20 protein-coding genes are annotated in these 21,374 nt (G+C 52.8%); 8 read left to right on the top strand and 12 right to left on the bottom strand.

What is annotated here, in order from left to right; all coding sequences use genetic code 11:
- Window positions 1-340: 340 nt before the first annotated feature.
- From zwf to A3844_RS06450, 9 genes are all read right to left on the bottom strand, one after another.
- Window positions 341-1,891 (bottom strand): glucose-6-phosphate dehydrogenase, encoded by a 1,551-nt coding sequence (gene zwf / locus A3844_RS06490; RefSeq protein ID WP_074083757.1) that lies wholly within the window; start codon window positions 1,889-1,891, stop codon window positions 341-343.
- Window positions 1,892-2,275: 384 nt separating this feature from the next.
- Window positions 2,276-3,208: a YwmB family TATA-box binding protein gene (locus A3844_RS06485; protein WP_074106960.1), complete on the bottom strand. Its 933-nt coding sequence runs from the start codon at window positions 3,206-3,208 to the stop codon at window positions 2,276-2,278.
- A 75-nt stretch (window positions 3,209-3,283) separates the two neighbouring features.
- Window positions 3,284-3,940: a response regulator gene (locus A3844_RS06480; RefSeq protein WP_074083863.1), complete on the bottom strand. Its 657-nt coding sequence runs from the start codon at window positions 3,938-3,940 to the stop codon at window positions 3,284-3,286.
- Between the two features lie 20 nt (window positions 3,941-3,960).
- Window positions 3,961-4,995, bottom strand: coding sequence for a sensor histidine kinase (locus A3844_RS06475; RefSeq protein WP_074083755.1), 1,035 nt, complete (start codon window positions 4,993-4,995; stop codon window positions 3,961-3,963).
- Between the two features lie 38 nt (window positions 4,996-5,033).
- Window positions 5,034-5,681 (bottom strand): cell wall-active antibiotics response protein LiaF, encoded by a 648-nt coding sequence (gene liaF, locus A3844_RS06470; protein ID WP_074106959.1) that lies wholly within the window; start codon window positions 5,679-5,681, stop codon window positions 5,034-5,036.
- A gap of 239 nt (window positions 5,682-5,920) precedes the next feature.
- Entirely contained in the window at window positions 5,921-6,628 is a 708-nt protein-coding gene (locus A3844_RS06465) for a PspA/IM30 family protein (RefSeq protein WP_074106958.1), read from the bottom strand.
- A 3-nt stretch (window positions 6,629-6,631) separates the two neighbouring features.
- Window positions 6,632-7,108: a PspC domain-containing protein gene (locus tag A3844_RS06460; protein ID WP_074106957.1), complete on the bottom strand. Its 477-nt coding sequence runs from the start codon at window positions 7,106-7,108 to the stop codon at window positions 6,632-6,634.
- 4 nt (window positions 7,109-7,112) lie between these two features.
- Window positions 7,113-7,790: a PspA/IM30 family protein gene (locus A3844_RS06455; protein WP_074083751.1), complete on the bottom strand. Its 678-nt coding sequence runs from the start codon at window positions 7,788-7,790 to the stop codon at window positions 7,113-7,115.
- 45 nt (window positions 7,791-7,835) lie between these two features.
- Window positions 7,836-8,138, bottom strand: coding sequence for a hypothetical protein (locus A3844_RS06450; protein ID WP_074083750.1), 303 nt, complete (start codon window positions 8,136-8,138; stop codon window positions 7,836-7,838).
- 284 nt (window positions 8,139-8,422) lie between these two features.
- On the opposite strand from A3844_RS06450, the gene A3844_RS06445 reads away from it, so the two are divergent.
- The 5 genes from A3844_RS06445 (at window position 8,423) to A3844_RS06425 (ending at window position 15,934) form a co-directional block, all read left to right on the top strand.
- Window positions 8,423-9,109 carry a response regulator transcription factor gene (locus A3844_RS06445; RefSeq protein WP_074106956.1) on the top strand — a complete coding sequence of 229 codons (687 nt, stop codon included), beginning with the start codon at window positions 8,423-8,425 and terminating at the stop codon, window positions 9,107-9,109.
- Window positions 9,106-10,140: a sensor histidine kinase gene (locus tag A3844_RS06440; RefSeq protein WP_074106955.1), complete on the top strand. Its 1,035-nt coding sequence runs from the start codon at window positions 9,106-9,108 to the stop codon at window positions 10,138-10,140. Before A3844_RS06445 ends, A3844_RS06440 begins: the two co-directional genes overlap by 4 nt.
- 93 nt (window positions 10,141-10,233) lie before the next feature.
- Window positions 10,234-10,935 carry an ABC transporter ATP-binding protein gene (locus A3844_RS06435; protein ID WP_074083747.1) on the top strand — a complete coding sequence of 234 codons (702 nt, stop codon included), beginning with the start codon at window positions 10,234-10,236 and terminating at the stop codon, window positions 10,933-10,935.
- Entirely contained in the window at window positions 10,932-13,460 is a 2,529-nt protein-coding gene (locus A3844_RS06430; protein ID WP_074106954.1) for an ABC transporter permease, read from the top strand. The genes A3844_RS06435 and A3844_RS06430 overlap by 4 nt, the downstream gene beginning before the upstream one ends.
- A 281-nt stretch (window positions 13,461-13,741) precedes the next feature.
- Window positions 13,742-15,934 (top strand): alpha-galactosidase, encoded by a 2,193-nt coding sequence (locus tag A3844_RS06425; RefSeq protein WP_074106953.1) that lies wholly within the window; start codon window positions 13,742-13,744, stop codon window positions 15,932-15,934.
- A 142-nt stretch (window positions 15,935-16,076) separates the two neighbouring features.
- Here A3844_RS06425 and A3844_RS06420 read toward each other — a convergent pair whose 3' ends face one another.
- The 3 genes from A3844_RS06420 to A3844_RS06410 form a co-directional block, all read right to left on the bottom strand.
- Window positions 16,077-16,856 carry a helix-turn-helix domain-containing protein gene (locus A3844_RS06420; RefSeq protein WP_074083744.1) on the bottom strand — a complete coding sequence of 260 codons (780 nt, stop codon included), beginning with the start codon at window positions 16,854-16,856 and terminating at the stop codon, window positions 16,077-16,079.
- Window positions 16,857-16,883: 27 nt separating this feature from the next.
- The gene (locus tag A3844_RS06415) at window positions 16,884-17,111 is read right to left on the bottom strand and encodes an EamA family transporter (RefSeq protein WP_244169709.1); all 228 of its coding nucleotides are present in this window, start codon (window positions 17,109-17,111) and stop codon (window positions 16,884-16,886) included.
- Between the two features lie 336 nt (window positions 17,112-17,447).
- Window positions 17,448-18,014 carry a GbsR/MarR family transcriptional regulator gene (locus A3844_RS06410; protein ID WP_074083743.1) on the bottom strand — a complete coding sequence of 189 codons (567 nt, stop codon included), beginning with the start codon at window positions 18,012-18,014 and terminating at the stop codon, window positions 17,448-17,450.
- A 221-nt stretch (window positions 18,015-18,235) separates the two neighbouring features.
- On the opposite strand from A3844_RS06410, the gene A3844_RS06405 reads away from it, so the two are divergent.
- The 3 genes from A3844_RS06405 to A3844_RS06395 are packed head-to-tail and all read left to right on the top strand — an operon-like array spanning window position 18,236 to window position 21,373.
- A complete protein-coding gene (locus A3844_RS06405; protein ID WP_074083862.1) occupies window positions 18,236-19,117 on the top strand; it encodes a carbohydrate ABC transporter permease in 882 nt (293 codons plus the stop codon).
- A 38-nt stretch (window positions 19,118-19,155) separates the two neighbouring features.
- Window positions 19,156-19,992, top strand: a complete 837-nt coding sequence (locus tag A3844_RS06400; protein WP_074083861.1) for a carbohydrate ABC transporter permease — start codon at window positions 19,156-19,158, stop codon at window positions 19,990-19,992.
- A 34-nt stretch (window positions 19,993-20,026) separates the two neighbouring features.
- The gene (locus A3844_RS06395) at window positions 20,027-21,373 is read left to right on the top strand and encodes an ABC transporter substrate-binding protein (protein ID WP_074106952.1); all 1,347 of its coding nucleotides are present in this window, start codon (window positions 20,027-20,029) and stop codon (window positions 21,371-21,373) included.
- Window position 21,374: the final 1 nt, after the last annotated feature.

Here is a 21,374-nt window from a genome sequence, read left to right as displayed (position 1 = left end):
CACGTATCCCTTCATATATAAATTCATGCTTCTGCTTCAATTACCGGGTGCCCATCAAATCGGTGCTCTGCTCATTGGTACAAACCCCTTTATCGGTGAATTTGCCGTTGTCACATACCGTTATTGTTACATTTCCGCTTCTGGTGAAAGCATCCTTCTCAGTATAACAAAATCCGGTGGAGATTATCTACATAATACGCGGCAGAAGGCAAAGTTGTTGGTAAATTGTCGGGGGAATGATTATCTGAGCAAAGTGGTAACCATGCAAAAATCCCCCTGCAGCCATCAAAGGCAACTGCAGGGGGAAACTCTTCATACCATAAATCATTTACGCGATGAACTAGCTGTTAGTCTGCCACACCACGTTGTCTTCATCCTGTCCATTGACCGGCCACCAGTGGAAGCCTTCACGAGCCAGCAGCTGATCAGCTTCAACCGGACCCCAGGAACCTGCCGGATAGGATGCCAGATCACCTGTGCCTTCCTTCCAGGCCTTCGCAATACGGTCTACGAAGGACCATGCCGATGACACTTCATCCCAGCGGGTGAAGTAGGTTGAATCGCCGCGCGCGGCATCATGCAGCAGACGCTCATAAGCCTCCGGCGAGTTGATGCCGACCATGCAGCTCTGGCAGAAATCCATAGCGAGCGGCTGGATTTCCGATTCCGAGCCCGGCTTCTTGGCATTGATCTTCACATAGATGCCTTCCATCGGATTGACGCGGATGACGAGGAGGTTCGGCTCCAGTTTATGCTTTTGACCCAAATAGACGTTGGTCGGCATACCTTTGAACTCCACAACCACTTCCGTTGTCTTCACAGGGAGACGTTTACCAGTACGGATATAGAACGGTACACCCGCCCAGCGGAAATTATCGACAAATACACGGGCCGCAAAATACGTCTCAGTATTCGACTCCGGATCTACCTTGTCCTCCTGGCGGTAAGCCGGAAGGGTTTTGCCTTTGTGGAGTCCTTGTGTATACTGTCCGCGTACCACATTCTCATGTACTTCCTCGGAGGAAGCGTAAGGCCGCAGCGAGCGCAGCACTTTAACCTTCTCATCACGGATATCTTCGGCCAGGAGACGGCTTGGCGGTTCCATCGCAATCATCGTCAGCAGCTGCAAAATATGATTCTGGCCCATATCACGCAGCGCACCGGCATGGTCATAGTATCCGCCGCGTTCCTCTACCCCAACGGTTTCACCGAGCGTAATCTGGATGTTGGCAATATGCTTGTTGTTCCAGAGCGGCTCGAAGAAGGCATTGGCAAAACGGATCACTTCAATGTTCTGCACCATTTCCTTACCGAGGTAATGGTCGATCCGGTAGATCTCTTCTTCCTTGAACACCTGGCGGATCTGCTCGTTCAGCTGTTCAGCAGATTCCAGATTATAGCCAAATGGCTTCTCGATCACAAGACGGTTCCAGCCCCGGGTCTGCAGCATGCCGCCAGCCTTGAGGTTGAACGAGACACTGCCGAACAGCTCGGGAGCGAGGGCGAGATAGAACATCCGGTTTCCCGGAATATGGAACTTCTCTTCCAGCACTTCGGTCTGCGCGTTCAGTTCACGGAAGCCGTCAATATTGTTGATGTCCAGAGACTTGTATTCAAAATGCTGAACGAACTCATTCCATTCGTCTGCGTCTGAAGCCTGGTAGCGGCAGAATTCATAAATGGACTCCTTCACATCTTCACGGAATTCATCTAGGGTACGGGGACGCCGAGCCACGCCAATGACCGCGAAATCATGGGTCAGCTTGCCCTCACGGTACAAACTGTAAATCGCCGGGAAAAGCTTGCGGCGGGCTAGATCTCCGGTTGCCCCAAAGATAAAGAATACAGCACCGGGTGTATGCAGTGCATCAAGGGTTTGATTTTCAGCCATGGCTCCTCATCTCTCTGTATGTAATATAGTTGACAATCATTCTCATCGCCAGATAGTTTATGAAATACATCTACGGCGTGATGTCATTTTATCATATCTGTGAAAAGGATGCTATCACATTCCTGACAGTTTTTCTCGGGATTTCGCAAATTTCCATTACTCTTTCTTATTTGTTTTTGTGCTCCCGCTTATAGGACAGTGCAGTCCGGCATTCACAAACATATTATACCCTCATGCCAAAAGCTCCGCAAACGCAGGCCTGCATCAGAGGTTTTGGCCGCCAGCCTTCAAGCATAACAAAAAGCCGGCTTCAGGATATAATATCCGTGTAACGGCTTTTCTGGAAAATATAGTTTAGCAAGGAGTTCGTATAGAACCCCCTGCTCAGTATTCAATAGTAATTAAAGGCAATCCGAGCGTTACCCGGTTGGTGTTGTTGTTGCCGTTCTTATGAACCGCCAGCTGTAGCGCAATGGAATGGCTTCCGCTGCTGACCGCGCGCTCAAGGCCCGGCACACTGTAGGAGCGGCTGTATGTAGTGTCGTCTTCGTAGCTCTCTTCCGGGGTCATTCCGGGGAGCTGTTCTTGGATCGATTGTTCTATTGAAAATAGTGCAGCTTCCGGCCCGCTCTGAGCCTTAGCAGTCCCTTGCAGCGAAGCATTCCATTCAGCAGCAATGCCCGCCTGAAGCATCTGCTGTCCGGCCGACTCCGCAGCGGCCGGAAGCTCCGGCGCTTTCCGCAGATCCGCCGTCTCAAAGGTCACAATGACGTAGCTGCGTGCGCCTCCCAGCTCACTCCAGAACAGCGTGACCTGTGCACCGTCCAGAGCGGCACCCGCACGGGAGGTCATATGCCCGTCTTCGTCGGACCGGCTGACAGCTCCAAGCCCAAGCTGGGCCGCCAGGTTCCGTGCAGCCTCAGCAGCAGATACGCCGGATGTACCGGTACTGTAATCGCCTTGCCACTTCAGGACAAGCCGGAGCGGTGAGTCCGGCAGAGTGGCTATACCGCCAAGGCTGGTTATACGTTCGAGAGAATCCGCGAGACTGCCTGTACCCTTGTCGGCCGTGGCCTGAGATGTAGTCTGGGCTGAGCTGATGGAATAGGCAGCTTGTGAGGGCGTATGTACAACTGCCGCGGGAGCAAACCGATGGGATGACGCGGTGTCTTCAGCCGATGTTGTCACCCCGGCTGAACCTTCACCTCCGGCAACTCCTGCACTGCGGAATCCGGCCAGCAGTACAGCCGCCAAGCATAATCCGGTCAGCAGCAGTGTCCCTTTGCCAGCACCTCTTCTTATCCCTTGGTTCCCCATCGTCAATCTTCCTCTCTATCCGGTCTAGTAATCTACTAAACAGGATATCCAGGAAGAGAGATTATATACCTGCGGTTATTCCGCAAGTCCGTTCTTATAAGCATAAATGGCCGCCTGGGTACGGTCCTCTACACCCAGCTTGGCCAGTATATTCGTCACGTGGAATTTCACGGTCTTAATCCCGATAATGAGCTGGTCCGCGATATCCTGGTTGGATTTGCCCTGAGCCAGCAGCTTCAGTACTTCCATCTCGCGTTCGGTAAGCTCCTTATAGGCCGGCGCTTCTCCGCCTTTGGCATTGGAGCGGAACCGGTTCATCATCTTGGAGGCAACCTGCGACTCCAGCACCGATTGGCCTCTTGCAGCAGCGCGGATGGCATCCGCCACTTCACTGGCCCGCGAGGTTTTTAGCAAATAGCTGAACGCGCCGGCTTCAATGACCGGATACATCTTTTCGTCATCCAGGTAGCTGGTGAGCACAATCACTTTACAATCGGGGTACAGCTTCAGAAGCTGTCTCGTCGTTTCAATCCCATCCATGCCATCCATAACCAGGTCCATCAGGACCACCTCAGGATTGTATTCCTGAGCTAGCCGTATGCCTTCTTCTCCACTTCCTGCCTCACCCACCACTTCGATCCCATCCTCGGTGCCGAGCACCGCAGCAAGTCCAATCCGGACCATTTCGTGATCGTCTACAAGCAGTACTTTAATCGCCTGCGCTTCTTCCATCTCCATGGTACCCTTGCCTCCTATTCATTGACTAATGGTACGGTAATCTCAATTCGCATACCTTTGCCCGGAGCGGTAATGAACTGGATCGAGCCTCCGGTCTCAATAATCCGCTCCTGCATGTTCGACAAGCCGTAGGATGTCTGCTTGCTCTCATCCATCTCGAACCCGACTCCATCGTCGCGCAGCGTCAGGCGGACAGTGTCGCCCCGGCGGTGCAGACGGATCTCCATCTTCTCCGCCTTGGCGTGCCGCAGGGTGTTGGAAATAGCTTCCTGCACGATGCGGAACAAATGATTCTCAATGCCCTTCATCAGTTGTACATCCGGGTCCATCTCGAACACAATGTCAATTGGGACCTTGATCTCCAGCTCCTTAATCAGCTCCTGCAGCCCCTGCCGCAGCCCTTTGCCTTCCAGGTAGACCGGGCGCAAATGCAGCAGCAGTGCCCTCATCTCGGACTGGGCGACGGCAGACATTTCCTCAATCAGCGCAATTTGCCGCTGCGCCTTGTCAAAGTCCTTTTCCAGCGTCCGCCCTACTGCCGTAGCCGTCATGGAGATCGCGAACAGCTGTTGTGACACGGCGTCGTGCAGTTCCCGGGCGAGCCGCTGCCGTTCTTCCATAATCGCTGTGACGCGGGCCTGCTCGGCCAGCTTGGCGTTGTTCGTCGAGAGCCGCTGCAGCGTATTCACCTGGTTCTCCCATTTGCCGCTGATCCGGCTAAGCTGCTCACTAAGCCGGCCCAGCTCATCATTGCCCAGCTCCGGCATGGCCGGGGTCAGATTCCCTTTCTCCCAAGCCACCAGTGTCGCCCGCAGGAGCTCTAACTTCCGCTTGGTCCGGAATCCTTGGTAAAAGCCGAAAACGATACCAAACACCACCGGCAGCAATATTAGTGATACCGCTGTCCGGACACCGATTTCCCAATTCTCAAACGGCTGCAGATATCCATATGTATACATGATGTACAGGAAAACGAGCAGCATGACCAAAGAGAAAAGAGCTCCCTCCCCCATGCTGCGCGTAACCATATTACTGCTTTTTTTGCCCATGCCGGGAAGCCCTCCTCCATGGTTCCGTGTCAGACCACTCAATCTGCCCGCACATCCAGGTCACCCATAATATAAGAAATATTAAACTTCACTTTCTGCTCACAGCTATCGTAGTTAGCTGACTTCCAATTCAGCCGGTTTAGCATGCCCGCGTCGCGGTGGCTGCCGAATTCAATGGAGCCGAACAGCACAAATGCCTCGATCTCCACGCCATAATCCTCGGACAGGTGTATGTCCGTATCGCCAAAGATCCCCTGGAACAGCATCACGGTCTCCCGGTCTTCTGCCATCGCCAGCGACAGGTCAATATCCGCCTCACCCAGCACATGCCAGGCGCTCAGGCTGCTCATCACCCAAGGTGACAGATCCCAGTCAAATCTGGAGGAGAAGCTTTGCTTCTGCATAAACCCGCCCCTGCGCTGTATCCGTCTGGATTTGACAAAAAACATCCCCAGAGAGATCAGGCAAATCCCGAGCACCAGCAGCAGGTGATCCAGCAGCAGCAGTACTGCGCCAACTCCCAGTAGCTTATAGCCTTGCTTGACTTTGCCCGACGTTGTCCGGTAAATCCCGAGCAGCAGGAACAGAAGCGCGACAATGGAAAAAAAGCCGAGCCATCTGCCAAATATCATTAAGCAGCCGACGCCGATCAGTCCTATGGCAAGCATACGGTTCCGTTTATCCATTTCGCACCTCCTATAAGTTTTGCGGAGCAAAACTCTCTTCGTAAGCATAAGCCTTAAGTTTTGCGGAGCAACTCTCTTCGTAAGCATAAGCCTTAAGTTTTGCGGAGCAACTCTCTTGTAAGCAGTATCCTTATGTTTCCCGCATCCCGCTACAAAAGCCATACCGGTATGGAAGATCCATACCGTATGGCTTTACCTTGATCAGCATATCATATCCGCCTATGATTTAGGAACAGGCTTTATTCTTCTTTTTTATCCAAAGAAGGGGATGATGGTGAGGTGTTCAGCTTGCTCTTCAATGCAGCGAGCTGCTCTTCCACTTTCAGTTGCTTTTCAGCATCAACCGGTTTGCTGTATGCTGTTGCCGAAGGGCTGTAAGGGGCACGCATGACATCAGCTTCCGCTTCAAGCTGCATGATTTTTTCTTCCATCCGGTGGAAGCCCAGAGATGCGCTGCCGCTCTCGATGGCATGAACACTGCTGATTTGCGACATTTGCTTCTTGGCCTTGGCCATTTGTGCACGGGATACCAGCTCATTGCGTTTGTTGCGGAGCTTGTAGAATTCGTCCTTCATATCATGAAGCTGCTGCACCAATTCCTTGGCCTGCACTTCCGCCTGAGCGTGAAGCTCGCTGTATTCGGCTTGCTTCTGGTCGAAGTAGATTTTTTCTTCCAGCAGCTTGCGTGTAACTTCCTCCTGGCCATTCTTCAGTGCCAGTTCAGCCTGGGCTGCACGTTGTCCGGATACCTTCGCAGCTTCCTCTACACGCTGCTTCATGCGGCGTTCATTGGCCATCTGCTTCGCTACAGTTACCTCAGCTTCGTGAATTTCAGCCTCCATATCGCGCAGATATTGATTCAGCATTACGATTGGGTCCTCTACCTTATCCAGCAAGTCATTTACCGACGCCTTTGTCATATCCTTAATCCGTTGAAATACTCCCATAATTTACACTTCTCCCTTCTCGTATTTGGCAAGTTTTTGTTTGAGTTCTTCGACTTCTTTTTGCAGGGCTTTCTTCTCAATATCCTTCATCATGGCATCAATACCGGAGTCTTGTGCCGAGTAGGCACCCGCTTTATCATAACCGGGGTTGTAGCCCGGCTGGCTGCCGTAAGGGCCGTATCCGCCCTGTCCGTGAGGGCCCTGCGGTCCGCGTCCATGCTCAGGTCTTCCTGAGTAAGGGCCGCCATAAGGGCCACCCGGCGCGCCGGGTCCAGGTCCGAAAGGATTATACTGGGTCGGCTCTTTGGGTATAATAAGCGCTGCGACAAAATAAGCAAGAATGGTAGCTCCGCCGGTAAAAGGAATACTAACCACCAGCAGAATCCGGAACAGGGTGGAGTCGATGCCGAGCGTTTCGGACAATCCACCTGCCAGCCCTGTCATCACCTTATCTTGGGTTGAACGATACAATCGGGTCATAGAACTACTCCTTTCCATCGTTGTTCAGCTTCTCCTTCAGGCGGGCCATCTCTCTTTCGAGTACAGTCGCCACGGTTTCTCCTGCCTGAATGGCGTATTCCTGGCCCATGCGGCGCAGATCGCGCAGACTCTTCGCTTCCAGCTCCCAATCGCTCATCCGGTCTTCCAGCCGGCCGAACATTTTGGGAACGTCACCGCCATTGCCATAGGCCGTGGCTCTTTGGTTCATGCGCTGCTGCAACCGCAGCGACTCCATCCGTGCTGCATAATACTGGCGTTTGCTGTATACCGTCTGATACTCCATTTTCAGCTCGTTCAGCTGGCCTTCAAGCTCAAAAAGTGATTGCTGGCTCTGCTCCAGCAGACCGCTGTACTGCTCCAGCTTTTCCTCGTGAATAATCTTTTCCTGAAGCGCCAGCTTAGCCAGGTTATCCTCGCCAGCCTTGAGCGCCAGCAGCGCCTGCTCTTCACGTTTGTTCCTCATGGCCGTCGCCTGATTTACTTGCTGCTGCAGCTGCTTCGTATGGGCTGCATATTGCTGGTACAGCCTCTCGGCTTCGGCGATTTCCTCACGGGTTGAATGTAGAAATTGATCGATCAGCTTCACCGGATCCTGGCTCTGTTCCAGTCGTTCATTTAAGTTAGCTACGGTAATATCCCTCATGCGGCGAAAAACACTCATGATTTTCGGCTCCCTCCCTGCTTCTTATTAAGTAACCTTGAATGCTTAATATGTTCCGTTTTTTCTACCCTTCAGCACCGAGATGCCCCAAACCACCAGCGCGATACCGAGCAGCGGTCCGATGATCCAGGAAAGCTTCGCGATCAGGGACATGACACCGATGAACAGCACCACCCAGCCGATAATCTTGCGTCCGCTTTTAATTCCATAGTACCCGAGAACAACCAGCAATACCGGGAACAGGAGTCTGAACATTCCATGGATCAGCGGAAGGGCAATTCCCATCAGCATAATCGCTCCAAGTACGATCAGAACAACCGCAAGTCCATTACCTTGTCTTCTTTGCATTTTTTCTCACCGCCTTTCGTTAACCTTGAACCTTATAGCCTTATTCTAGGGCAAACCGCAGACTTTCAAAACAGACCGTGGACGGTTTTGTGTACTGGACCTTAGTCGGGGAGGCTATGCGACTGCAGGATGCCTGGGCGGGGACAGCGTACTCTCCGGCACCCCCAACTTCGGATTGCGTAATCCTGCAGCGTTGTACATAATATGGAAGTAAACAGCCTGGAGCATGAAATCATCCTTATCTGGCTATTGTTTGCAAGCGGCACAGCAAAGGAGCATAACCCATGAAGACACTACTCATCGTTGAAGATGACCGAAGCCTGAACAAAGGGATCGCCTTAACCCTTGCCCAGAATGATTTTGCGATACAGCAAGCCTACGATATTGCCTCAGCGGAGCAAATCGTTTCTTCTATTAAGATAGATCTGATCATTCTGGACATCAATCTCCCTGACGGAAGCGGATTAGACTACTGTGAGAAAATCCGTAGAACCTCTCAGGTACCGATTATCTTCTTGACCGCAAATGACCTGGAGCCGGATATCGTTACTGGATTTGAGCTTGGAGGCGATGACTATATTACCAAGCCTTTCAGCCTGATGATCCTGCGGGCCAGAGTCATGGCCGTTCTCAAACGGGCTTCCTCCCGCGGCGGGGATAAGTTCACACTCGGCCCCTTGAGCTTTGATTTTGGACGGCTGGAATTTTATAAGAATTCAGAACCCTTAATCCTTAGCAAAACCGAACTGAAGCTGCTGAAAATACTGGTCACGAACCCCGGCATGATTCTGGGCAGAGAACAGTTAATCGACAAGATCTGGTCGCAGGAGGCTGAGTTTGTGGATGAGAACGCACTTACGGTAGCTATCAAACGGCTGCGCGCCAAGATCGAGGACGAGCCTTCGGCTCCGAAACACATCAAAACCGTCTACGGCCTGGGGTATATGTGGGCGGAAAGACCGAATCTATGACCAGCCGTAATGATGTACGGAGCTCCAAACGGGGGAACTTTATTTTTTCGGCAATTTTAGTGCTTCTGGTATCGGGTTACGCTGGAAGGGTCGTGTTTCTGGAAGGGAAGCAGCCGGCACTCACGGAACTGACGGTCCTCTTCGTATCCTGTATGCTGATCCTGGGAGCCTTGTGGAACTGGATGCTGCGGCGGCAGGTTACAGCCTTTATGAATTCAGTAGATGAAATGGTGGACCGGGCGATTCATGGACGGGAGAAGCTGACCCATTTTGACGAGACCAGTCTCTCTTCCCTGGAGCATAAATTGTTACGTTACATTGAGATTAACCAAGCGAATGAGCAGAATCTGGAAACCGAAAAAAACACCATCAAGGAGCTCATCTCGGATATCTCCCATCAGACCAAGACCCCTCTCTCCAATATCCTGCTCTACAGCCAGCTGCTTGCGGAAACGCCTGAACTCGGTGGAGATACGCGGCTTCTGCTGAACCAGATCGAGTCGCAATCGGAAAAGCTCGAATGGCTGATCACCTCACTGGTCAAATTATCCAGACTGGAAACGGGGATGATTACCCTGCAGAGCGAGGTCACCCCTGTTATTGCGACGATTACCAGCGCTGTATCCCACATCTATACCCGTGCGGAAAATAAGGGGATCAGTGTCCAAATTGCATGTGATCCGCTGACAAAAGCACGCCACGATCATAAGTGGACCAGCGAAGCACTGTTCAACCTGCTGGAGAATGCGGTGAAGTATTCGGAAGCAGGCGGCAGTATCCGGATTGCGGCCGGAGGCAATGAAATGTTCACTCGTATTGATATCTCTGATACAGGCATGGGGATTCCGGGGAATGAGCTTGAACATATCTTCAAACGGTTCTACCGGGGACACAGCGCCAGGGAATACGAAGGCATCGGAATCGGGCTCTATTTAACGCAGAAAATTATCAGCCTCCAGGGAGGTTTTATTACAGCGGCCTCCGGGGTCGGCACAGGTACGAAGCTCTCGATCTTCCTCCCCCAGATCTAATGGTGTCAATCCTGACAGATTTCAGACACTGCCCGGTTAGATTGGTCTGATATCTTAAGGAATAACCCAAGATGATGGAGGAATGACCTACTCATGCCTATTTTGAGAATCGAACATCTGAAGAAATATTATGGAAAAGACCCGCAGACCACTGTAAAAGCGCTGGATGATGTGTCGCTGTCCGTGGAGAAAGGGGAGTTTGTGGCCATTGTCGGCACCAGCGGGAGCGGAAAAAGCACGCTGCTGCATATGCTAGGCGGTCTCGACCGGGCTACGGCAGGCAAGGTTTTTGTGGACGGGAACGATATTTTTGCGATGAGCGACGAGAAATTGACGATTTTTAGACGCCGGTCGGTCGGATTCGTCTTTCAGAGCTACAACCTGGTACCGATCCTGAATGTACTCGAAAATATTCTGCTTCCTATAGAACTCGACGGCGGCAGCATCGATCAGACCTATCTGGACGAAGTGATCCGGGCTTTGGGCCTGCAGGAGAAAATCCACAATCTGCCCTCCAATCTTTCCGGCGGCCAGCAGCAGCGGGTAGCTATTGCCAGAGCCCTAGCCACCAAACCTTCGATCATTCTGGCGGACGAGCCTACGGGCAATCTTGACAGCAAAACCAGCCAGGAGGTACTGATTCTGCTGAAGCAGATGAGTGAAAAATTCAATCAGACCATTGTCATGATTACCCATAACGAGTCTATCGCCCAGACCGCAGACCGCATTATCCGCATTGAAGACGGGCGTATTGTTTCAGGGCATGCTGCCTCCAGCGGAGCAAGTCCGCTATGATCAGCACAAACAACCGTAAAATTGTAACCCGACTCTCCCTGAAAAGCCTCAAAGCTAATCCGATGCGCAATCTGGCCGTGATCTGCGCTGTCATCCTGACTACCCTGCTCATCACCTCCATTTTCACCATGGTCCTGAGCATTAACAAATCCATGGAATTGACCCAGATGAAAACCGTTGGCTCTGATTTTCACGGAGGCTTCAAATATCTTACCCCAGCCCAGGTGGAGATCCTGAAGAAGCATCCCTCTATACGGGAATACGGTGTTTCCCTGAATGCAGGGGACCTGGAGGATGGGGTTTTCAAGGATAGCCCGGTTGAGGTTAAGCGGATCGACGAGGCTTACGCCAGGCACGGATTTATTAACTTTATCGAAGGCGGGCTGCCTGCCGCTGAGAATGAAGTTGTACTGAATACCTGGGTGATGGACAAGCTCGGCATCAAGCATGCGCTGGACCAGCAGGTGACTCTGGATATTAATATCGGGGAGCGCGTGATTCATCAGGATTTTATCGTATCGGGATATTATGAGGCAGACAAAAATTTGTCGATGGCAGGACTGGCTTTCGTCTCTGAGGCTTGGGTGCAGAAGAATCTGTCCTCTATTGATCCGGTAAAGTACAAGGCCAACAACACCTATGTGAACACCGCAGAACTGAGCGTAATGTTCAACAATGCCGTGGATATCGAAAAAAAACTGAACAAAGTGCTCGCGGATACCGGCCTGGATGTGCCAATTGGGATCAATTGGGCCTACACCGCTTCATCTCTCTCGGAAAATATCATCAATCTGGTCCCTTATCTGGCGGTCATTCTGATCATCATGCTAAGCGGATATTTGCTGATTTATAATATCTTTTACATATCGGTTGTACGGGATGTCAAGTTTTACGGCCTGCTGAAGGCGATCGGAACTACGCCGAGGCAGCTCAAGAGAATCATTACGATCCAGTCCCAAGTGCTGTATCTGATCGGCCTGCCCTTCGGGCTCGCTTCCGGATACGGGATGGGCCGGTTGTTGTCTCCGCTGCTGGGCAGCTTTTCAGACGAACCCACCGAAACGGCTTATTCGTCCAGTCCGTGGATCTTTGTCGGGGCTGCCGTGTTCGCCTACCTGACGGTATGGATCGCGGCAAGCAAGCCGGGCCGGATGGCTGCACGGATTGCCCCTGTAGAAGCTGTACGGTTCGCAGGCGTAAGCGCTAAGCGCAAGATGCACAAACGTTCGAAACGCGGGGCACAGCTGTACGCCATGGCCTTCGCCAACCTGTTCCGCAACAAAAGGAAGCTGTTCCTTATGCTGACCTCGCTCTCCTTAAGCATGATCTTGTTCAGCATTATTTTTACCGTCATCTCATCGCTGGATGTCAATAAGTACCTCAGCACATTTATAAACGGTGACGCAGTTATCCGCAACAGAGCTATCGTGCAGAGCGCGGGCGAGCGGCCCGGTGATCCCTATAAGCTTTCGAAGCCGTTCATAGACGCATTAGGGAAGATTGACGTTGTTGAACGTGTGGACAGTGTCTATTTCAAAGTTGAGAACTATACTATGGATGACACTATACTTGGAGCGCTGAAGCCTTTGGCAGAGACTGCTCCATCAGACCCGGCTCTTGCAGCGGTTCTTAAGAATAACTTCATTCAGCTCAATCTCTACGGCATGGATGCCGGCTGGTATGACCTGGTGCAGAAGGATATCATTGAAGGCAGCTTTGACCCGCAGAAATTCGCCTCCGGAAACTATGTGCTGATCACCGAATCCAACATGGCAGAGGATACTTACAAGTCTTATTACCATCCCGGTGACCAGGTGAAGTATGAGGGTCTGGGCAAAAGCTATGAGGTCATGGCTGTTCTACATAATGATGCTCTTTATGCCGCAACTACCCAATCCTTCACAGCCTGTGGCTATAATGCTTTTTTTCCTTCCTCAGAATTGACCAGGGAGCTGCCTGCGGGAAGCGATCCGCCTATGGCTCTATCGGCAACGCTCCACGTCGACCCGGCCAAGCTCGACAGTGCTATGCAGACCGCCAAATCTATTGCAGCATCAAGCGATGAACTGTCCTACAAATCTAGAGAGGACTATCGGCAGGAGCTTGGCGGATTTATCCGTATTTTTCAGACGATCGGTTACGGCCTCAGCTTCGTCATTGCTCTCATTGGCGTCCTTAATTATATCAACACGGTGATTACCGGAGTCATTGCGCGAAAAAATGAATTCGCTCTGCTGGAGAGCATTGGCATGACCAAGCGGCAACTGAAAAAAGTTCTGGTGTACGAAGGGGTGTTCAATGTGCTATTAACCGTGTCGGTCACCTCGACCTTAGGCGTATTTCTGACTTACCGGATTTCCAAAAGTATTGCGGACAACATGGCCTTTACTGTCTTCCATATGGGCTGGCTGCCCTTTATTCTGGTCGTTCCGGTCCTGGCTGCGATTGCGTATACCGTTACCTTATTCTCCTATAGAATGCTTAGCAAGGCCACGGTTGTGGAACGACTGCGGCAAACGGCCTAGCAGGTAGCTTTTTTGAGCAGAAACGGCTTCAGTGTTCTCAAGAAGAGGTAGTGTTCTTTTATAAACAAACGACATTCGTCCATATGGACTCTGCTTTTCTCCATAGATTTAGGTGCTGAACCGACTTATACTGAGGCTGACTCTCCACTGTCCGCGTGCAGTAATGGCGGCTTATGACGGACAGTGGGCATGCTTACATTATGATCTATATTCTGATGCGTATATCATGCGTCCCTGCATCCGCCACTCTAAATCTGCAGACATCCCAGGAGGTTGTTACCTTGTCCATCATTTACGATGCCGAGCATCAAGTCTTTCATCTGCAAACTGCAAATACCAGCTATGTATTCGGCCTTGTCCGCGGCGCCTATCCCGTGCATCTGCACTGGGGCCGAAAAATCCGTGGCGCTGCCCTATCCGATTTGTACGGTCCCGGAGCCATGGGCTTCAGCAGTACGGTTGATCCCAAGGAGCCAGCTTTCTCCCTGGACACGCTCCCCCAGGAATATCCCGGGTATGGCTCAGGGGACTTCCGGGAGCCTGCCTATGAGACTGAGCTGCTGAACGGCTCGACTGTAACGGAACTCACCTATGTATCCCATAGCATTCTCAAGGGTAAACCTGCACTGGAGGGGTTGCCAGCCGTATATGCGGAAAGCGGCGATGAAGCGGAAACGCTGCAGCTTGTACTGGAGGATACCGCAGCAGGCGTGCGTGCCGTGCTGTCCTATAGCATACTGAAGGGCTTCGATTCCATCATCCGCTCTGCACAGCTCACAAATACCGGCAGCGGACCGCTGAAGCTGAACCGCGCCTTATCGGTAGCGCTCGATTTCCCGCATGACAATTATGAGCTGATCCAGCTGTCCGGGTCCTGGGCCCGCGAACGCCATCTCGTTCGCGCCCCTCTGCACAATGGACGGCAGGGCATTGACAGCAAACGCGGCGCCAGCAGCCATCAGCAGAATCCGTTCCTGGCCCTGCTGTCCCCGCAGACTGTGGAGGACAGCGGAGAGGCTTACGGTTTCAGCCTGGTCTACAGCGGCAGCTTCAGCGCGAATGCCGATGTGGACCAATATGGAACTACACGCGTAACGATGGGCATCAACCCGTTTGGATTCCGCTGGCTGCTTGCGCCCGGCGAGAGCTTCCAGACGCCCGAAGCGGTGCTCGTCTATTCCGACCAGGGCATCGGCGGCATGTCCCGGACCTACCATCGGCTGTACCGGACCCGCCTGGCGCGGGGACTGTACCGCGACGAGCCCCGTCCAGTGCTGATTAACAACTGGGAAGCTACTTATTTTGACTTCGATGCTGACAAAATCGAAGATATCGCCCGTGCCGGCAAAGCGCTGGGCATCGAGCTGTTCGTGCTGGATGACGGCTGGTTCGGCCGCCGCGACGACGACACTACATCACTGGGCGACTGGTTCGTGGATACCCGCAAGCTGCCGCAGGGTCTGCCCGATCTGGTGGAACGGGTCCGGCGGCTCGGGATGCAGTTCGGCCTCTGGTTCGAGCCGGAGATGGTATCGCCGGACAGCGATCTGTACCGTGCTCACCCGGACTGGTGCCTGCATGTACAAGACCGCAGACGCAGTCAGGCCCGAAATCAGCTGATTCTGGATCTGTCGCGCCAGGAGGTATGCGATTATATCATCGAATCGGTCAGCACTGTGCTGGCATCAGCCCCAATCACCTATGTCAAATGGGATATGAACCGGCATATGACTGAGATCGGCTCCGCTGCCCTGCCGCCTGAGCGCCAGGGAGAAACGGCTCACCGCTATATGCTGGGGCTGTACCGGGTAATGGAGGAAATCACCTCCAAATTCCCGCATGTATTGTTCGAGAGCTGCTCCGGCGGCGGCGGCAGATTTGATCCCGGCATTTTTCATTACATGCCGCAGACCTGGACCAGCGATGACACCGATGCCGTGGAACGCCTCAAAATCCAGTACGGTACCAGCATCGTCTATCCGGCCAGCAGCATGGGCTCCCATATCTCGGCAGTTCCGAACCATCAGGTGCACCGCAACACCTCGCTTGCGATGCGCGGCGACGTGGCGATGTCCGGTAACTTCGGTTATGAGCTGGATCTGACCCAATTCACGCCAGAGGAACAGGCGGAAGCGGCTGCCCAGGTCGCCTTTTACAAGGAAATCCGTTCCCTTGTCCAGCAAGGCGACATGTACCGGCTCCTATCGCCGTTTGAAGGTAATGAAACGGCCTGGATGTTCGTAAATGAAGGCCGGACCGAAGCACTGGCAGGCTACTTCCGCGTACTGGCCAGTCCGAATACGAACCGCCCGCGCCTACGCCTTCAGGGGCTGGACCCGGAGAAGGACTATATGTTGAAGGAAACCGGCGACGTATATGGCGGCGACCGGCTGATGTATGCCGGACTGCTCCTGCCGGAGCTGCACGGCGACTTCCAGAGCAAGCTGTTCCACTTTGTGGCTGTGGAAGAATAACAGGTACAGAAAAGTATATTATTGGTGAAACCCAAAACCGGCTATGCCGTCCTTATCGGGACAGCATAGCCGGTTTTGGGTTGGGGCTGTTAGACGATGCGGAGGCGATATCGGGCACCCCCTGCACTGCAGCGGACATCGGTCATTTGGCGAACGCTCGGGCACTCCATTCGCTGAGTATCCCCTCGCTGATAAATGGAGCCAAGGGCGGCAGCGCTTTTGCGCCTTCTTTGGCGAGGACCTCCTTGGCGAGTTCATCCAGCATCTCCTCGCTGATAAACGGAGCGAGCGGCGGCAGCGCTTTTGATCCCTCTTTAGCCAGAATCTCCTTGGCGAGTTCATCCAGCGTCTCCTCGCTGATAAACGGAGCGAGTGGCGGCAGCGCTTTTGATCCCTCTTTAGCCAGAATCTCCTTGGCGAGTTCATCCAGCATCTCCTCGCTGATAAACGGAGCGAGCGGCGGCAGCGCTCCTGCGCCTTCTTTTTCAAAAGCCTGCTTCGCACATTCATCTAGTAATTCCTCACTGAGAAAAGGAGCGAGTGCGAGGAGATCGCTGACAGCCGCACTCTCTTTTACATGCTCAAAAGCCTCACCGATCTGCTCTGATTGAAGTAACGGCGCAATCTCCGAAAGCTCTACGGCGGATACGGCATTCTGCTGGAAATAATCCTCCGTTGTGTTGTCCAGCACACTCCCGATGAACCGGGTTCCCTTCCCTTCACCCAGAATCTCGTCGATGCCGACATTGAAGATTTCCGCCAGCTCCGGGAGCTTGGAGATATCAGGCATGCTTGCGCCTCTCTCCCAATTGCTGACCGCCTGATAGCTAATCCCCAGCTTATCCGCGAGCCCCATTTGCGTAAGTCCTGCGGCTCCTCTTAATCTAACGATATTCCTGCCTGTCTTTAGCATATCGAACATGCTACCACCCCTTCGGCTGTGATGTCCTCAGTGTATCGACTGCTGCTGATTTTGTATATCAAGCGCTGCTTGAGTTCCTGTCTTTTGCGGCCTGCCGCGGAATAGGGTCACCAAAACTACGGCCGCGATAATGATAACGGCAGCAGCCAACGTGTTCACGGTAAGTTGTTCACCCCCCATAGCCCAGCCCAAGATGACAGCGACTACCGGGTTGACAAAGGCGTAGGTCGAAGCCAGGGACGCGTTTTTTAGCAACCAGATATAGGCCGTGTAGCCGATTGCTTACATGGTCACAGATATTTGAATCATGAATGTGTCACCGACTTTCCACACAGACCACAACGCAACGCCGATCATATACCCCGAATTCACACCAGGTTTCTGCTGCACACTCCACCATCCTCTCTTCATATATATGAAACCCATCTTCATATATAGTAGATTTTCGATCCAGCTTGCCGGCTCGTTGACGCACCTAGGGCCACGGGATATGCAGCAGCTTGCCAACCTCTTCGTGGGGCAGTCTTCCGTTCTCTTCCAGCAGCTTCAGAATTTAGATATCCAGTCCATCCAATGGAACCGCCTCAGCCCCTACTCCCTGCCGGGCAGTCCGGCCCCGCCAAAGAGTTCACCTTCCTCCAGCCCGGACACAAACCGCTGCAGCCAGGCGTAATACTCTACTGCATGCCGTAGCTTGTCCAGATCCCGCAGGCAAGCTTCCCGCTCTTCTTCGGGAGTGTCTGCTGCGTCAATCAGCGCCTGGAGCTCAGGCATCGCTGAACCCATCGCCTGCTGCATCACATCGATCTCCCGCTGAAGCTTCAGGGTGAAAAAGTTTTTGAACGCCTGAAAGAAATCTGTCTCAGCGGCGTAAAGATCCTTCCGCTCGCGTTTCTCGTCCAGCTTAGTCACCATCCGTGAAGCGATCAGGGAGCGGACGCCGTAGCTCATATTGCTTTTGCTCATATTCATGACCTGCTTCATTTCCTCCAGCGTCATCGGCTTGTCCTCAAAGAACATAATCCCGTAGAGCTGCCCGAAAGAATAATTTGCTCCATACAAATCCATCGTTTGTGCTATCGCATCAATCACCCCGCGCAACAATTGCTCCCGTGGGGATAAATGCGGGTTATCCTCGCCAAATGCGGCCTGTTTCATCTCGCTGCACCTTCACTCTTATTAGAATTGTTCTCTCTACATTACACAAAACTGAAGCTTCACGGCAGCCTTTCTGCAAATTTTACACAATTTCCGAACGAACTTTACTTCCGCTTGACCACAAGCTTCGCTTCTGAGTGTACAATTTTTTTTGAACAGAGGAGCTTTCCTCTGCATTATACCGCAAAACATAAGTGATGGAATGGGGTATTGGAACAACAATGACACGCTCAAAGGTTGTTAATGGTTTGAAGCCCGTACTGTTCACGCTGCCGGCGATGGTACCCTTCGTTCTATTCTGGCTGGCGCCGCTGCTGTATGTGCTGTATCTCAGCTTCACGGAATGGGACTTTATGAGCCCGGAGAAAACCTTTGTCGGACTGCAAAATTACCTCGATCTCTTTAGCAACCCGGCCTTTTACAAAGCGCTGAGAGTTACCGTGCTGTTCTGTGCTGGCAGTGTGTTGCCGATCATCCTGCTGGGGCTTGGTCTTGCGCTGCTGATGAACCGCAAGCTGAAGGGCTCCTCGCTCTATCAGGTACTGCTGTTCTCCCCATGGGTCACGCCGACCGTTGCCGTATCTATTGTGTGGTCGTGGATCTATGAGCCTGAGGTCGGACTTGCCAATACGGTGCTGGATTTCCTTGGACTAGAACAAATAGGCTGGCTGCAGGACCCCAAATGGGCGCTAATTGGTGTGCTGCTTGTAACCATCTGGAAATCGGTAGGCTGGGCGATGATTTTCTATCTGGTGGCGCTAAGAAATGTGCCTTCAGACCTGCTTGAAGCCGGGGAGCTTGATGGCGCAAGCGCGGCGCAAAAGTTCTTTCGCATCACGCTGCCGCTGATCTCCCCAACTACCCTGTTTCTGTTCGTGGTGCAGCTGATCCAGGCGCTTCAGGCCTACGATCAGATCAACGTCCTGACCCAGGGCGGCCCTTCCGGCTCCACCCGTACGCTGCTGTATCTGTATTATCAGTCCGCCTTCGAATCCTTCCAAATCGGTGAGGCTTCCTCTGTAGCTGTCGTTCTTATCGTCATCTGCATGCTGCTATCCGTATTTTCTTTTGGCGTCAGTAAGCGGACTACGCACTATCAATAATCCAAATGTACCCGAAAAGGAGGTCACAACGCTTGCGTATGCTCACACGGCTGGGCGGACCGGCCCGCCATCTTTTTTTTGCCGCGCTTGCCTTGCTGATGGCTTTCCCGTTCTACTGGATGGCTACCAGCGCGCTGAAAACAAATGATGAAATCTGGCGCACTCCGCCTACGCTCTGGCCCGAAGTGCCGCTCTGGGGCAATTTTGCCGCAGCATGGAATGAAGCGCCGTTCGCAAGGTACATGGGCAACAGCATTGTTGTCGCCACTTCCATCGTCATTCTGCAGATCATCAATTCCGGTATGATGGCTTATGCGCTGACGCATATGAAATTCCGCCTAAAGGGGCTTTTTGCCGGCATAATTCTGTTTGGATATATGGTGCCGGCTACAGCAGTGTACCTGCCCGGCTACCTGGTGCTGTCCGAGCTGCATCTGCTGAATTCGTATGCCGGTCTGATTCTTTCCAATTGTGTAAGTATCTTCTCGATCTTTCTGATTAGACAGGCTTTCCTTCAAGTATCCCATGAGCTGGTGGAGGCTGGTGAAGTGGATGGCGCCTCGCATATGCGGATTCTGTGGACGGTGCTTGTACCGGTTACGAGATCTTCCTTTGCCGTGCTGGCACTGATTACCTTCATTGAACAATACAACAATTATTTCTGGCCAATGCTGATTACCAAAGACCCTGACCTCCAGCTGGTCTCGGCCGGCCTGCGCAGCTTTTTCGTGGAAGGGGGTGCATACGGATTACAATGGCCGCTAATCATGGCCGCCAGCGCCTTCACCATCGCCCCGCTGCTGCTTGTCTTCCTGCTGGCGCAAAAAACGATTATGCAAAGTGTCAATATGACCGCAGGCGCAAGTAAAGGCTGAAATCTTACATTTCCAAACAAAGAGGAGAATGATGATGAACGTATTAAAAAGGTTGCCTTGGGTATCCATGATTGCCGGTTTCTCATTACTCACGGCTTGCAGCGGAAATACTGCTTCAGATAAGGTTACGGAGGCAAGCGGAGCATCCGCAGCCCCTGCCGTAGAAGCCCCTCCAGCCCAAAGCAAACCGGTAACCATTGAATTCTGGTATGGACTGGGCGGCAAGCTCGGTGAAAATATGGAATCGCTCATTCAGAAATTCAACGCCTCGCAGCAGGAGGTCATTGTCAAAGGTATTGTGCAGGCAGACTACACTGAAACCGAGCGGAAGCTCCAGGCGGCTATTGCCACCGGTCAGGTCCCTGCGGCTGTGCTCTCCTCCAATATAGATTGGGCCCGCAAAGGTTATTTCGCACCGATGGATGAGCTGATCGCCCGGCAGCCGGATTTTCATAAAGAGGATTTTGTCCAGACCTTCCTGAACCAGGGCCAGGTTGACGGTAAGCAATACTTCCTCCCCATGTATGGAACGACCCAGGTTATGTACTACCGCAAGGATGCCTTCGAGAAAAGCGGCATCGACGCCAGCCAGCTGAAAACCTGGGAGGATCTGGCCGCAGCCGCTGAGAAAATGGCTGTCAAAGAAGGCGGCAAAACCACCTTCTTCGGCTGGGAGCCCATGTGGGGCTCGGGCAATATGATCGATGCCGTACTCAGCAAAGGCGGGAGCATTCTTAGTGAAGACGGCACAAAGGTAACCATCGACTCGCCTGAGTGGATCGAAACCTGGGACCTGTTCCGCAAATGGATTCATGAGGACAAGACCATGCGCATTCACTCTGGCGGCCAAGGCTGGGAGTACTGGTACAAGACCATTGACGATGTAATGAAGGGCCAAGCAGCCGGATACATCGGCTCCAGCGGCGACCAGGGCGATCTCGATTTCAGCATCGTCTCAGCCATGGAGCAGCCGGGCTGGGCCGGGGCTGGCGAAGGCAAGCCGGTGGCACAGGCGATTATGGTCGGTATTCCCGCCAAGGCCGGAGATGCCGAGAGACAAGCAGCGATGAAATGGCTGAGCTACTTCACGAACTCCGAGAATACTGCCTTCTGGTCGATTAACACCGGATATATTTCCGTCCGCCAGTCTGCGCTCAAAGATCCGGCATTCATCTCGTTCAGTAAGACCCATCCGCAGATCAAAATTCCATTGATGCAGGCCTCGCACGCCTCTGCCCCCTTCCAGGACCCTACCGGCGGCAAAATCAACGATGCGCTGACCATCGCTGCGGACAAGGTGCAGATTGAGAATATTCCGGCGGCAGAGGCTCTGAAAGAGGCACAGCAAACCGCCCAGGCGGCACTGGATAAAGTAAAATAAG

The sequence above is a fragment of the Paenibacillus helianthi genome, from assembly GCF_001909055.1.
GTDB classification, from domain to species: Bacteria; Bacillota; Bacilli; order Paenibacillales; family Paenibacillaceae; genus Paenibacillus_AQ; species Paenibacillus_AQ helianthi.
This window is presented reverse-complemented; position numbering and strand designations above follow the sequence as displayed.

Excerpts from the sequence above, each read along its gene's own strand:
- A3844_RS06405 (WP_074083862.1), top strand. The coding sequence starts at position 18,236 with ATGACACGCTCAAAGGTTGTTAATGGTTTGAAGCCCGTACTGTTCACG.
- A3844_RS06460 (WP_074106957.1), bottom strand. The coding sequence starts at position 7,108 with ATGACCCGATTGTATCGTTCAACCCAAGATAAGGTGATGACAGGGCTG.
- A3844_RS06480 (WP_074083863.1), bottom strand. The coding sequence starts at position 3,940 with ATGGAAGAAGCGCAGGCGATTAAAGTACTGCTTGTAGACGATCACGAA.
- A3844_RS06450 (WP_074083750.1), bottom strand. The coding sequence starts at position 8,138 with ATGCAAAGAAGACAAGGTAATGGACTTGCGGTTGTTCTGATCGTACTT.
- A3844_RS06410 (WP_074083743.1), bottom strand. The coding sequence starts at position 18,014 with ATGAAACAGGCCGCATTTGGCGAGGATAACCCGCATTTATCCCCACGG.
- liaF (WP_074106959.1), bottom strand. The coding sequence starts at position 5,681 with ATGGATAAACGGAACCGTATGCTTGCCATAGGACTGATCGGCGTCGGC.
- A3844_RS06420 (WP_074083744.1), bottom strand. The coding sequence starts at position 16,856 with ATGTTCGATATGCTAAAGACAGGCAGGAATATCGTTAGATTAAGAGGA.
- A3844_RS06400 (WP_074083861.1), top strand. The coding sequence starts at position 19,156 with ATGCTCACACGGCTGGGCGGACCGGCCCGCCATCTTTTTTTTGCCGCG.
- A3844_RS06465 (WP_074106958.1), bottom strand. The coding sequence starts at position 6,628 with ATGGGAGTATTTCAACGGATTAAGGATATGACAAAGGCGTCGGTAAAT.
- A3844_RS06395 (WP_074106952.1), top strand. The coding sequence starts at position 20,027 with ATGAACGTATTAAAAAGGTTGCCTTGGGTATCCATGATTGCCGGTTTC.
- A3844_RS06440 (WP_074106955.1), top strand. The coding sequence starts at position 9,106 with ATGACCAGCCGTAATGATGTACGGAGCTCCAAACGGGGGAACTTTATT.
- A3844_RS06445 (WP_074106956.1), top strand. The coding sequence starts at position 8,423 with ATGAAGACACTACTCATCGTTGAAGATGACCGAAGCCTGAACAAAGGG.
- A3844_RS06455 (WP_074083751.1), bottom strand. The coding sequence starts at position 7,790 with ATGAGTGTTTTTCGCCGCATGAGGGATATTACCGTAGCTAACTTAAAT.
- A3844_RS06430 (WP_074106954.1), top strand. The coding sequence starts at position 10,932 with ATGATCAGCACAAACAACCGTAAAATTGTAACCCGACTCTCCCTGAAA.
- A3844_RS06435 (WP_074083747.1), top strand. The coding sequence starts at position 10,234 with ATGCCTATTTTGAGAATCGAACATCTGAAGAAATATTATGGAAAAGAC.
- A3844_RS06475 (WP_074083755.1), bottom strand. The coding sequence starts at position 4,995 with ATGGGCAAAAAAAGCAGTAATATGGTTACGCGCAGCATGGGGGAGGGA.
- A3844_RS06485 (WP_074106960.1), bottom strand. The coding sequence starts at position 3,208 with ATGGGGAACCAAGGGATAAGAAGAGGTGCTGGCAAAGGGACACTGCTG.
- zwf (WP_074083757.1), bottom strand. The coding sequence starts at position 1,891 with ATGGCTGAAAATCAAACCCTTGATGCACTGCATACACCCGGTGCTGTA.